Origin of the sequence: Sphingomonas sp., assembly GCF_035998645.1 — a bacterium.
GTDB lineage: Bacteria > Pseudomonadota > Alphaproteobacteria > Sphingomonadales > Sphingomonadaceae > Sphingomonas.
Genome location: NZ_DASYHL010000005.1, coordinates 852,841 through 864,555, shown reverse-complemented (window position 1 = coordinate 864,555; position 11,715 = coordinate 852,841). Strand labels below are relative to the sequence as shown.

Annotated in this window: 13 protein-coding genes; 10 read left to right on the top strand and 3 right to left on the bottom strand. The window is 62.1% G+C overall.

Annotated features, from left to right (window positions below; translation table 11 throughout):
• Positions 1-445 precede the first annotated feature (445 nt).
• The gene (locus VGN66_RS17805) at positions 446-799 is read left to right on the top strand and encodes a nuclear transport factor 2 family protein (RefSeq protein WP_327520115.1); all 354 of its coding nucleotides are present in this window, start codon (positions 446-448) and stop codon (positions 797-799) included.
• Here the strand turns inward: VGN66_RS17805 and copD are convergent.
• Positions 796-1,668, bottom strand: a complete 873-nt coding sequence (copD, locus tag VGN66_RS17800; protein WP_327520114.1) for a copper homeostasis membrane protein CopD — start codon at positions 1,666-1,668, stop codon at positions 796-798. The genes VGN66_RS17805 and copD overlap by 4 nt on opposite strands.
• A gap of 1 nt (position 1,669) precedes the next feature.
• The gene (copC, locus tag VGN66_RS17795) at positions 1,670-2,059 is read right to left on the bottom strand and encodes a copper homeostasis periplasmic binding protein CopC (protein WP_327520113.1); all 390 of its coding nucleotides are present in this window, start codon (positions 2,057-2,059) and stop codon (positions 1,670-1,672) included.
• Between the two features lie 108 nt (positions 2,060-2,167).
• Here copC and VGN66_RS17790 point away from each other — a divergent pair, with 108 nt between their 5' ends.
• From VGN66_RS17790 to VGN66_RS17780, 3 genes are read left to right on the top strand one after another with little or no spacing between them, the layout of a single operon-like run.
• Entirely contained in the window at positions 2,168-2,452 is a 285-nt protein-coding gene (locus VGN66_RS17790; protein ID WP_327520112.1) for a hypothetical protein, read from the top strand.
• Positions 2,449-2,883, top strand: a complete 435-nt coding sequence (locus VGN66_RS17785) for a periplasmic heavy metal sensor (RefSeq protein ID WP_327520111.1) — start codon at positions 2,449-2,451, stop codon at positions 2,881-2,883. Before VGN66_RS17790 ends, VGN66_RS17785 begins: the two co-directional genes overlap by 4 nt.
• Positions 2,880-3,434, top strand: coding sequence for an RNA polymerase sigma factor (locus VGN66_RS17780; RefSeq protein ID WP_327520110.1), 555 nt, complete (start codon positions 2,880-2,882; stop codon positions 3,432-3,434). Before VGN66_RS17785 ends, VGN66_RS17780 begins: the two co-directional genes overlap by 4 nt.
• Here VGN66_RS17780 and cueR read toward each other — a convergent pair.
• Positions 3,413-3,826: a Cu(I)-responsive transcriptional regulator gene (cueR, locus tag VGN66_RS17775; protein WP_327520109.1), complete on the bottom strand. Its 414-nt coding sequence runs from the start codon at positions 3,824-3,826 to the stop codon at positions 3,413-3,415. The genes VGN66_RS17780 and cueR overlap by 22 nt on opposite strands.
• Before the next feature lie 170 nt (positions 3,827-3,996).
• Between cueR and VGN66_RS17770 the strand changes: the two genes are divergently transcribed.
• The 6 genes from VGN66_RS17770 (at position 3,997) to VGN66_RS17745 (ending at position 11,714) form a co-directional block, all read left to right on the top strand.
• Positions 3,997-4,722 carry a glutaredoxin family protein gene (locus tag VGN66_RS17770; protein ID WP_327520299.1) on the top strand — a complete coding sequence of 242 codons (726 nt, stop codon included), beginning with the start codon at positions 3,997-3,999 and terminating at the stop codon, positions 4,720-4,722.
• A gap of 79 nt (positions 4,723-4,801) precedes the next feature.
• Positions 4,802-6,571, top strand: a complete 1,770-nt coding sequence (locus tag VGN66_RS17765) for a copper resistance system multicopper oxidase (RefSeq protein ID WP_327520108.1) — start codon at positions 4,802-4,804, stop codon at positions 6,569-6,571.
• Complete coding sequence (locus VGN66_RS17760; RefSeq protein WP_327520107.1) at positions 6,568-7,596, top strand: copper resistance protein B; 1,029 nt, start codon at positions 6,568-6,570, stop codon at positions 7,594-7,596. Before VGN66_RS17765 ends, VGN66_RS17760 begins: the two co-directional genes overlap by 4 nt.
• A gap of 61 nt (positions 7,597-7,657) precedes the next feature.
• Entirely contained in the window at positions 7,658-8,008 is a 351-nt protein-coding gene (locus VGN66_RS17755) for a DUF3147 family protein (protein WP_327520106.1), read from the top strand.
• Between the two features lie 706 nt (positions 8,009-8,714).
• Positions 8,715-10,427, top strand: a complete 1,713-nt coding sequence (locus VGN66_RS17750; RefSeq protein WP_327520105.1) for an asparagine synthetase B family protein — start codon at positions 8,715-8,717, stop codon at positions 10,425-10,427.
• A gap of 357 nt (positions 10,428-10,784) precedes the next feature.
• A complete protein-coding gene (locus tag VGN66_RS17745; RefSeq protein ID WP_327520104.1) occupies positions 10,785-11,714 on the top strand; it encodes a hypothetical protein in 930 nt (309 codons plus the stop codon).
• Position 11,715: the final 1 nt, after the last annotated feature.

Here is an 11,715-nt window from a genome sequence, read left to right as displayed (position 1 = left end):
CGAGGCCCGAGTGTCATTTGCCTTTGTCTTTTTCTTTGGCACAGCAGGGGCAGTCCTTATCGCAGCAGTCGCTCATGTTCATCGCCGACCTCCAATTTGGAGGGGAGAGAATACCATCCTCGCACGTATCGACAAGCCTGCTCTCGCGGGTAGCGACGGGGCCAAGTTGCAAAACAGCGATCGGGTTTTTGGGCTTGCCGGTTGGGAGACCGCGTGAGCTGAAGGATAGGAAGCTGTCGATCAGCGCGAAGGACGAACCGCTGAGCGTTACGCCCGATGAGGGACAGGTTGGGAGTTCACGTATTACAGTGCCAGTATAGAGGGACTCATGAATACAGGGCTGTTGACCGCAATGACGCTGGCTCTTGTCGGTTTGAGCGAGGCACCCCTCGCGGTTGCCAAAACGGCAGAGGACATCGCCGCGCCCCAATCACCAATCGCAACGGTGGACAGGTTTCACGCGGCGTTGACCGAAGGGAAGGTTGAAGCCGCGCTCAAGCTGCTGAGCGAGGATGTGCTGATCTACGAGTCCGGTCGCGCCGAGCGGAGCAAGGCGGAATATGCGAGCCATCATTTGAAGGCCGACGCCGAGTTCGCCGGTGCGACCCAGCGCAAGCTGGTGAAGCGCGCGTCCTGGGTTGGAACCGACACTGCCTGGGTCACGAGCGAGACCGAGACCGCCGGCACCTTCAAGGGCCGGGCGCTGTCCCTTACCGGCACCGAGACGATGATCCTGCGCCGAGCCGCCGGTGCGTGGAAGATCGTCCATATCCACTGGTCGTCCGCGACCAAGCGTTAGGCGTCGGGCGAGAGCGTCCCGAGCAGCGCGACAACCAGCACAACGGCGATCCCGAGGCATAATTCGAGGCTGAGGCTCATGCGGATTGCGCGTGTGTCGCGACCGGCGGCATGTTCGAGTTGTGGGGTGAAGCGCCAGCGGTTTGCTGCCGCGAATGCGAGCATGGCGAGAAACAGCGCGACCTTGACCGCCAGCGTCTGGCCGTAGGCGCTCGCGATCAAGGCCGTTGGTCGGGCGAGATCGGCGATCATGGCGAGGTTGATCACGCCGGTCACGATCAGCACGCCAACGACTGCGGTGCCGGTGTTGGCGAAGCGGCGCAATGCTACGACGATCTCGTCGATCGCTGGCTCAAGTCGCGCGACGGACAAAAGCAGAAGCGCCAGCGTGCTGATCCACATCGCCGCCGCGATCAGATGGAGGATATCCGACGCCTTGTGCAGGATACCGGTCGCACCTTCGCCAGCCCCCGCATGGCCGGACCAGGCGAGGCTCGCGAGAGCAACGACGCCCAGCACTGTTGGCAGCGCGGCGGGGCGGCTGGATCGCGCCAGCATAGCCAGCGCGCCCAAGGCCAGAAGCCGGACCGCCGCCCCTTGTCCATGGCTCGTTTCGAGCGCGATGAAGCGGAGCATTTCGGCATCGAGAAGGGCGGCATCACCCCCGACCATGGCTGCGGCGCTTGCCGCCAAATGCGCGGCAGTGACCACCACGCCAATGCCAGCGAGCAACGCGATCAAACGCGGCGACATCTCGGCCGGCGCGGTTCGCCGCGCGCAGAGGAGCAATCCGGCAACCGCCATCAGATCGAGGTAGAGGAGAAGGCGCAGCGCGACCGTCACGCCTTCCCCCGCCATCACCCCGATCATGTCAGCCGATGGTGAAGCTGTGTGTGCCGGTAATCCGATGCGTGTCGCCGCCGACGACGTGCCAGTCGACCCGATAGGTGCCAGCCGGGAGCGGCTTGGGCGAGGTCAGCACGATCGAGCTGCCGTCGCTGCCGATCGCTGCGTTGACGCTGGTCATCTTCATGTCGGGGTGGTTGGCCATCCCCGGCATGCCGGTCATGGTCAGCGTCGCTCCCGACAGCTTCGGCGTCAGCCGCTCGCTGAACTTCAGGACAATACGCGAGGCGGTCTTGACCGTCGCATTCTCGGCTGGGCTCGCCGACAGCAGCTTGGGATGAGCCAGCGCGATGCCCGGCACTGCGAGCAGCGCGAAGATCGCTGCCGCGAAGATGGATTTCGAAAGGAAGCGCATGAACTACTCCAGTTGGTTCGATGCATGATACGTGCAGGCATATCGCACCCCTCGAAATTTCGAGGGCACGCGCCCATACGCACGTAATGAGGGGCGGAGACGACAGAGATGACAACCGAAATCGACTATACCGCGCACATGGCGCAAACGCGATGGTCCGAGCATCCCGGCCTCGACGGCATCGAGGTCCGCGTCATCGCAGGCATTGATGCGCGAAGTTCCGACGCGGTGGGGCTGCGCATGACCGTGATGCTTGCGGCGAGCGCACTGATGATCGGCGCGGTCGTCGGCGGCGTGCCCGGCCAGCGCGCGGTGGCCGCAACGCCGCATGGGTTGGTTGAGCCGGGGCCGCTCGCCCCCTCCACGTTGTTGCTGGGCAGCGCGGCCGAATGATCCGCCGCCGCGCCGGACTCGCGATGATTGCGTTTGCTGCCGCGCTGTGCGGCGCGTTGGTCGCGCATTTTCTGATCCCTGCACCTACCAAGCCCTCGGTCGATATTCACGCCGTGCTGCACGACCGGCTGAACCTCGACGTCGAGCAGGCGAAGAAGCTGGAGATTCTGGAGCGCGATTTCGCGGAGCAGCGTCGGTCGCTCGAGGCGCGGATGCGCGCAGACAATCGTAGGTTGGCCGCCGCGATCCAGGCGGAGCACCGCAACGGCCCTGCGGTCGAGGCGGCGATCGATGCCACGCATATGACGATGGGCGAGCTGCAAAAGGCGACCGTTGCGCATGTATTCGCGATGCGCGCCTTGCTGCGGGAAGATCAGGTCGGGGTGTTCGATGAGGCGGTGACCAAGGCGCTTGTCGAAGCGCCCCAGTGAGCGTCGGCGACGATGTCAGCGATGCCGCTTTGGTGTCGCGAACGCTGGCGGGGGACCAGCACGCGTTCGCCATTCTGGTCGGGCGCTATAAACGCTATCTCTACGCCATCATCGTCCGGCTGGTTGGCGATCCCGACGAAGCGCTAGACCTGGTTCAGGAGGCGTTCGTGTCGGCGCATGCTGCGCTCCGGCGGTATGATCCCGATCGCCCGCTACGGGGTTGGCTCGCGCGGATCGCGCTCAACAAGGCGCGGGACTGGCGGCGCAAGGAGCGCGTGCGCGCGGCGCTTCGGGCACTGCTGCCGATCGGCGAGGGTCAGAATGTCGCCGATGACGCTGCCTTGCCCGATCGCCAGCTGGCCGACCGCAGCGAACTGACCAGCATCGAACGGAGGATAGCGGGAATGCCCGCGCGCCTGCGGGAAGTGCTGCTGCTGCGGACGATGGACGAACTGTCCCAGGCGGAGGTCGCCGAACTGCTCGGGATCAGCGAAAAGGCCGTCGAGACGCGGCTATACCGCGCGCGCCGCTATCTGCTGGATGCAGGGTGATCCGATGGATCGTTCAGCTTCGCGATGATCGGACATTCCGGACGATCATCCCCCGCGCAGTGCGACGCAAGATCCCTCAGCGTGTCGACCATCGCCTGCAACGAGTCGATCTTGGCCTGAAGTTTACGGATGTGGCCCGCGGCCATGGCCTTCACATCGGCGCTCTTGCGCCCGCGATCGCGCCACAGGCCCAACAGTTCGGAAATCTCTGCGACCGAAAATCCCAGGTCGCGTGCGCGTCCGATGAATCGTAGCTCGTGGACATTGGCATCCGAATAGTCGCGATAGCCGGAATCGCGGCGATCGGCGGGCGGGATGAGCCCGATCTCTTCATAATAGCGGATCATCTTGGCCGAGATGCCCGTCAACCGCGCCGCCGTGCCTATATTCATGTCTGCCCGCCCGCTGATACCGACGGAAAAAAATATAATGGCACCGGCTTGACCTTCCAATGGTTGGAAGGATTATTGGCCCATCACGTTGGGGTTGGAAGTGACCCCGACTCCGCAAATTCAAGGAGTTCGACGTGACACGCATTGCAAAGACCGCAGAATTGTTTCGCATGGTGATGCCCAAGCACACCTGCCCCTATGGGCTGAAGGCACTCGACCTGCTCCGGCGCGAAGGCTTTTCGGTCGATGACCATCATTTGACGACGCGGTCCGAAACCGACGCGTTCAAGGCAGAGCATGAGGTGGCGACCACGCCACAGGTCTTCATCGACGGGCGGCGGATCGGCGGCTATGACGATTTGCGCCGTTATCTGGGCAAGCGCGTCCGCGACAAGGACGCGGTGACCTATGTCCCGGTCATCGCTCTGTTCGGCGTCGCCGCCGCGATGGCGCTGTCGGCGAGCTGGGCGATCGAACAGAGCCTGTTCACGGTTCGCGCGGCCGAGTGGTTCATCGCGTTTGCCATGTGTCTGCTCGCGCTTCAGAAGCTCAAGGATGTCGAGAGCTTCGCGACGATGTTCCTCAATTACGACCTGCTGGCGAAGCGGTGGGTGCCCTATGGCCGCATCTATCCCTTTGCAGAGTTGGCCGCCGGCGTTCTGATGGTCGCGGGGACGATGATGTGGCTTTCGGTGCCCATCGCATTGTTCATCGGCACGATCGGCGCGGTATCCGTGTTCTATGCCGTCTATATCGAGCGGCGGGAGCTCAAATGCGCCTGTGTCGGCGGCGATAGCAAGGTTCCGCTGGGTTTCGTCTCGCTGACCGAGAATGTGATGATGGTCGCGATGGCGGTGTGGATGGTGGCAAAACCATCGCTGCTCGCCACGCACTGAGCCCAAAGCATGCATCGCCGTGAGGGATGACCCGCATCGGCGCGTAGTCAGGTGCAATTCAACGGAGCTTTAACAAGCCATGGTTCGAACAATGGATCGACGACAGCTGCTCGGCGGCGTCGGGATGGGGGGCGCTGCCCTTGCGCTTTCGCAATGGATGCCGGCATGGGCGCGCAGCAATTCTCCCGGTCTGGTTGCTGACCTCAAGACGGTGTCCGGCGAAGACATCCGGCTGCGCATTGCGCACCAGATGATCCATCTCGACGGCCGCCACGGCCATGCGATCGGGATCAACGGCACCGTGCCGGGGCCGCTGATCCGGTTGCGCGAGGGGCAGAATGTCCGGCTTCATGTCGAAAACGCTCTGGACGAAGACAGCTCGATTCATTGGCACGGCCTGATCCTCCCCTTTCACATGGACGGGGTGCCGGGGGTCAGCTTTCCTGGGATCAAGCCACGCACCACCTTTACCTACGAGTTCCCGATCGTTCAGGCGGGCACCTACTGGTATCACAGCCATTCGGGGTTGCAGGAGCAGATGGGCCATTACGGCCCGATCGTGATCGATCCCGAAGGTGCCGATCCGATCGTGTCGGATCGCGAGCATGTGATCGTGCTGTCCGACTACAGCTTCATGCATCCGCACCGGATCTTCCAGAAGCTCAAGCAGATGGGCGGCTACTTCAACCATCAGAAGCTGACGGCGACGGACGGCGAGCCGATGTCGACCGCCGAGCGGATGGCGTGGGGCAAGATGCGTATGGACCCGACCGACATCTCGGACGTCACGGGCGCGACCTACACCTACCTCGTCAACGGCCATGGCCCGAAAGAGAACTGGACCGGACTGTTTCGACCGGGCGAGCGCGTGCGGCTGCGCATCGTCAATGCGTCGGCGATGACGACATTCAACCTGCGCATTCCGGGGCTGAAGCTCAGCATCGTGCAGGCGGACGGAATGAACGTCCGTCCAGTGGCCGTTGATGAGTTTCAGATCGCGGTCGCCGAAACCTATGACGTGATCGTCGAGCCAAGCGAGGACCGCGCCTACACCTTGGTCGCCGAGACGGTCGATCGCTCGGGCATGGGCGTGGCGACGTTGGCACCCCGGCCCGGCATGCGCGGTGCCGTGCCGCCCCTGCGCAAGCGACCGCTGGCGACGATGAAGGATATGGGGATGGGCGACATGGGCGGTCATGGCGCTGCCGTCTGCACGCCTGAGCATGCGGCGATGGGCCATTGCACGATGCCAAGCGGCGACGGCGCGGAACACAGCGGTGGCACAGCGATGAAGCATTCGATGCGCGATTTTTCGGTCGCCCCTGGCGTTGCCAAGACGCCGACGGTCCAATCGATCTCACCGATGCCGGTCGACCGGATGGGCGATCCCGGACAGGGGCTGGACGATGTCGGCCATCGTGTTCTCAATTATCGTGATCTGGTCGCGCTCGATCGCAACCCCGACATTCGCGGACCTGAGCGCGAAGTGCGCATCCACCTGACCGGCAATATGGAACGCTATATGTGGGCGTTCGACGGCGAGAAGCTGTCGGAAGTGCGCGCACCCATCCCGTTCACCGAAGGCGAGCGGGTCCGCGTCACGTTGGTCAACGACACGATGATGACCCACCCGATCCATCTGCACGGACATTTCTTCGAGCTGGTGACGGGGCATGGCGACCATTCGCCGCGCAAGCACACCGTCAACGTTCAACCCGGCGGGACCGCTGCGTTCGACTTTACCGCCGATGCGGTGGGCGACTGGGCGTTCCACTGCCACATGCTCTATCACATGCATGCCGGGATGATGCAGGTCGTGACGGTGCGCCCGCAGGAGGACGCGGCATGATCGGCAGCTTGCTTCTCGCCGGGACCGGCTTCGTGTCTGTCCTGGGTCTTGCCCCCGCCGGACAGACGATGCCGCCGATGGCCGCCCGCAAGGATAGTGCCCAGGCCGCGTCAGCCTGCACGCCCGAACATGCGGCGATGGGGCATTGCCGGATGCCCGATGCCAAAGCTCCGGCAAGCCCACCCGCCAGCGACCCGGATTGTCCCCCCGAACACGCAAAAATGGGTCACTGCACGCCCAAGGACGCGGCACCGGCAGAGGATGCGGTCGGCACCGACCTGGTGCCGGGCACTAGCCCGGCACCGGCCCCCGTCGCGGCGAACTATGCCGACCGCGTCTGGGGGCGGGACGCGATGCAGCCGACCCGCGACGACCTGCGCCGCCATCACGGCGGCGGCACGTTCAGCAAGGTGACGATCGATCTGGCCGAACTGACCATTAGCAAAGGACATGAAGGCTATCGTTTCGAGACGGACGCCTGGTTCGGTGGCGACATCAACCGCCTCGCTCTGAAGGCTGAGGGCGAAGGCACCTTCGGCGAAGCAATCGAGGGCGTCGATCTGAAGGCACTCTATTCGCGTGCGATCGGCCCCTATTTCAATCTCCAGGGCGGCCTGCGCCAGGAGATCGGCCATGGTCCTGACCGGACGCATGCGGTGATCGGTATCGAGGGACTTGCCCCCTATTGGTTCGAGGTCGATGCCTATCTGTCGCTTTCGACGCAAGGCGAACTACGCGCCAGTGCGTCGGCGGAATATGACCAGCGTCTGACCCAGCGCCTCATCCTCCAGCCGAAAATCGAGTTCGACCTTTCGGCGCAGGACATTCCTGCGCTCGGTATCGGGTCCGGCTTGTCGAGTGGCGAAGCCGGCGTCCGGCTCCGCTACGAAATCGCCCGCGAGTTCGCGCCCTATGTGGGCATCGTGCACGAGCGGAAGTTCGGACGAACCGCGTCGTTCGCCCGTGCGGGCGGAGAGGATACGCACTCGACCAGTCTCGTCCTGGGGGTCCGCGCCTGGTTCTGAAGGAAATAAGGGCAGTGCTGAAGATGGCAGCGCATGCGCACAGTGTGGTTTAGGACTTCCGATGCTCTACCTTGCGATCAAGGCGGCGATTTCCGGGGTGCTCATCGCGCTGGTCTCGGAAATCGCCCGCCGCTCTCCCGGCTTCGGCGCGCTGGTCGCATCGCTGCCGCTGGTCTCGGTCCTCGGCATGATCTGGCTCTGGCGCGACAAACCCGACGTAACGCTGATGGCCGATCACGCACTCGCGACCTTCTGGTATGTGCTTCCCAGCTTGCCGATGTTCGTGTTGATCCCGCTGTTGCTCAAGCGCGGCATCGGTTTCTGGCCTGCACTCGCCGCAGGGTGCGTGCTGACGGTCCTGCTCTACGCGGGGATGACGATCGTGCTGGGACGGTTCGGGGTTCGGCTTTAAGGCGGCTACTTCGTGACCTCGCGATGCCAGATTAGCGAAACCAGCCTACCGGTTCGAGCAATGTATACTGAGCAAGCGCATAGCCTCGGTCGCCGCCCCGAAGCCACCCAACTCCTAGCGACCGATCGCCAGAGATAATCTCTGGCAATTAGCGGATTAAAACGCAGAAATCCGATAGCCTCTTCCAGAGGATACACAATCTGTCCGCGCAAGTGACGCGACGGCTGCTTCCGTAGTTCGTCATGCCAACAGCCGCCAGTCGGCTAACGGCCCATCAGCAGCCAGGCCGCTATTGGCATAACCGGCCGGTCGGAAATGCACCCCATGAGCAATCGTCGAACGCCCCTATGGGTGTTCCCGGAAGCGGTCGTTCTTTCCTACGATCCGACTGCGGCACAGAGCATGATCCGACAGACAAGAGGGGGTGCTCCGGGCGTTTACGACGCAAGCAACGAAAGTTCGGCCTTCGGAGCGCGATTTGACTACGGGGTCTTGAGGATTAGACGAGGACGCATAATCAAGCGCTTGCAGGTGGATGTTGAGCATCATATTTGGTATCTTTTCCTTTAGTCAAAACCCTGTCCCGACAGCATGGATAGAAGCTATGGAGTCGCGGGCCGGGCGGTGGCCCTCCGATCACCAAGCGCGTTTTGCGGCGTCCAAGTGCTACATTGGCGTGCACGAACGCACGCAGTCACCCCGCGACATGCCAGGCGGCTTTGCAACAGCCAACGATGGCCACAGCTGTGCCGTCATCGACGGCCGGCTCCACAATCGAGCTGAATTGCAGCACGCGTTGAGCATTCGGGGAAACGATGCATCGCTGATCCTAGCTGCATATAAGCGCTGGGGAAAAGATTTTGCCGCGCGATTAGTCGGTGAATTTACTCTGGCGGTTGCGGATTCCGGTCGAGCTTGTCTGGAGCTTGTGCGAGATGCCATGGGCACCCGACCCCTGTTTACCTCCGAAGGAGGAGGCTATTACGCATTCGCCAGTTCCATGGACGCGCTGCTTGCGCTGCCCTTTGTTGATCGCGCGGAAGACAGGTTGTGGATCAGCGATTTCCTGGAAATTGTGAAACCCGATTCGGGATCGACGCCCTACAAGGGAATTGCCGCTGTTCCGCCGGCGACGCGGATTTCAAAGCTGGCGCATTTTGAGAATCGTGACAAGATCTGGGCGCCACCCACTACAGGGTCGTTAGACACTATCTCACTCGCTGACGCGGTTGCCGAATATCGGCATCTGTTCGATCAGGCTGTAGCTTGCCGCGTGCCTGCTTCAGGCTCTGTTGCAAGCGAACTGAGCGGCGGTCTCGATTCCACAAGTATTGCCGTGACCGCTGCGCCAGTGATCGCAGCGCGGGGCGATATAATGCTCACTCTTTCGCACGTCTTAAATGAGCCCACCTGCGGCGATGCACCGCTGAGCGACGAGCGGGTAGAGATTGAAGCCGTTCTAGATGCAATTCCCGTAGGCAAACATTACTGGCTTGCGAACAGTGCGGTCCCTCAAGTTTCTGCCCTAGCAGACACGATTGCGCGCCACGGCGGATTGCATCGACGGGATTTCAATTCTCTGCAGCTCGGCGTTGCAGAGGCGATGCGCGAGAATGATTGCAGAGTTTTGCTATCGGGATTTGGCGGCGATCAGCTCGCGACCTCCCAGGGAGCGGGACTGGTGGAAAGTCTCGCGCGCGAAGCGCGGTGGGAGGATCTCGCGCGACTGGTCGCCAGTCCATTGGCCCGGCTCGCTTGGCGCACTCCGGTCGGCCGCACTTTGCTACATTGGCGCGCCCGGCGGGCGTTCGAACTCCGTTGCCGAAAGGCGCCGCGCCTGACTCGCCCCACTCTACTGTCCGATGACGAACTAGCCCGGCGCCGCATGCGTTTTCCGTTGCGTCCCTATTGGGGCACAATCGGCTCTCGCGAGCGCAGTGTCATCAGCAGCCCACATATTGGCCATCGCGCACAGGATAGCGCCGTTGGCGCTGGATCCCTTGGATTCGAGTATGCCTATCCGATGCTGGACCTGCGTCTCGTGGAGTTCTGTTTGCGACTTCCGGATCGTCTGAAGCTTCATCCCGGTGGGCAGCGCCGGACGCTCATCCGTTCCGCAATGTCAGGGCGGTTGCCCGATCGCGTGCGCATGCGCGACGACAAGTCCTGGGCTTCTGTACCGTTCGCCATTTCCCGCTTTTTTGCAGAGGCAGGCGATTTCATGGCCTTATTCGAGAGGCATCGCTCTGATCCGGCGGTCGCGGATTTTGTCGATATGGATTTCGTGGTCGACGAATTGCGCCAGTCGGCAGCGAGCGCAGGCAACGTTGGTCAGCTCAGCGTCAGGCAATTCCACCGTATCGCGCAGTTTTGCTTATGGCAGGAATTTCAAAAGTCGGCGTCCGCCCTGTCCGGGTAAGCCAGCTGCAGCCACAGTTAAGGACTTGCGAGGATTGCATCTCCGTCTGGTTTTGATAGGAAATTGACAACTTTTGCCAAGCTTGCGAATAACTTGGATCCAAACCGGGAATCGAGCATGACGACACCTGCCGAGCCAGACGAAAAGATGCCTTGGGAAACGCCGACTTTCACAGTCGTAGCCGGAACTGACGATATCCGCGGCGGGATCATAGACCTAGACGAGGATTTCACCGGACGCCCTTCCTGATAGGAAGGCCGCCACACGCACTATCGTCGATGCATGGATGCAGCTTTCGCGTCGGGTGATATGGCGCTTGTTGCGGGCACTGGCGTGTCGAGTTCGGTCAAATGACATATGCATTGTTATGACGTTTTGGGCTTGACGATTCAGGCGGGTTTGCCGGTCCCCGGGCTCGAAGCCCTGTCCAGTCCGTTTTGCGAAAACCAAGTGCAAGTGGATGAAGGCAATGTTCCAGCATCCCTCGAGCAGGCTGAGAAGGTTCGCCCCCTCTACGAGGTCTCAGGCGATCAAGTCCTTGTCGAAGTGCCAGGGATAGGTCGGCTACTGATCACCGAGGGCAAGAGAATCGTTTTTGAGCGAGCGCCAACGGGCCCTGACGCTCCTATTTTTGCCCATCTGCTGGGCACCGGTTTGGCGACCATTCACCATCAGCGCGGCAACGTCGTTCTTCACGGAGGCAGCCTGTGCCGTGCCGGGCACGCCTACCTCATTTGTGGGCGGAGCGGCGCAGGCAAGTCTACGACTCTCGCGCACTTGCTGGCTAACGGCGGCGAGACGCTGGGAGATGATGTCACCGTCGTAGGCGACGCGCCGGAGTTCATGATCCCCGCCGGACCACGCGTTACCAAATTGGCTGACGATGTTTTGGTCGGGCTACCCGATTTCCAAACGATGAAGACCGAAATGCGCTGCAGTAAAGGGAAACGCGTTCTGCCGACCGAGCACCTTTTTGCTGCCACACCTTACCCCCTTTCGGGCGTTATCGTGCTCGAGCAACGTGGCGTTACTCAGGTTTCCTTGGAACGCGTGCCAGTAAGCGAAGCGATTGCCCTGCTATGGGCGCACAGCTTTCGCAAGCGGTTCATCGCGCGGGCCAAGCTGCCGGGATTGTTGATAAAATGGACTGCTTTGGCGCACGCTGTACCGGTCTGGCGGATCGCCCGCCCGGCGGCGCACGATACGGTGGCGGAGGTAGTGGCCAAAGCGGAGGACGCCATTGCGAAAATCGCTGATGAAAGAAGGAGGAGGGGCTCAGTTGGCTGAA

Coding starts and splice junctions, on each gene's coding strand:
- copD (WP_327520114.1), bottom strand. CDS start 1,668: ATGATCGGGGTGATGGCGGGGGAAGGCGTGACGGTCGCGCTGCGCCTT.
- copC (WP_327520113.1), bottom strand. CDS start 2,059: ATGCGCTTCCTTTCGAAATCCATCTTCGCGGCAGCGATCTTCGCGCTG.
- VGN66_RS17790 (WP_327520112.1), top strand. CDS start 2,168: ATGACAACCGAAATCGACTATACCGCGCACATGGCGCAAACGCGATGG.
- VGN66_RS17785 (WP_327520111.1), top strand. CDS start 2,449: ATGATCCGCCGCCGCGCCGGACTCGCGATGATTGCGTTTGCTGCCGCG.
- cueR (WP_327520109.1), bottom strand. CDS start 3,826: ATGAATATAGGCACGGCGGCGCGGTTGACGGGCATCTCGGCCAAGATG.
- VGN66_RS17770 (WP_327520299.1), top strand. CDS start 3,997: ATGGTGATGCCCAAGCACACCTGCCCCTATGGGCTGAAGGCACTCGAC.
- VGN66_RS17765 (WP_327520108.1), top strand. CDS start 4,802: ATGGTTCGAACAATGGATCGACGACAGCTGCTCGGCGGCGTCGGGATG.
- VGN66_RS17760 (WP_327520107.1), top strand. CDS start 6,568: ATGATCGGCAGCTTGCTTCTCGCCGGGACCGGCTTCGTGTCTGTCCTG.
- VGN66_RS17755 (WP_327520106.1), top strand. CDS start 7,658: ATGCTCTACCTTGCGATCAAGGCGGCGATTTCCGGGGTGCTCATCGCG.
- VGN66_RS17750 (WP_327520105.1), top strand. CDS start 8,715: ATGCCAGGCGGCTTTGCAACAGCCAACGATGGCCACAGCTGTGCCGTC.
- VGN66_RS17745 (WP_327520104.1), top strand. CDS start 10,785: ATGCATTGTTATGACGTTTTGGGCTTGACGATTCAGGCGGGTTTGCCG.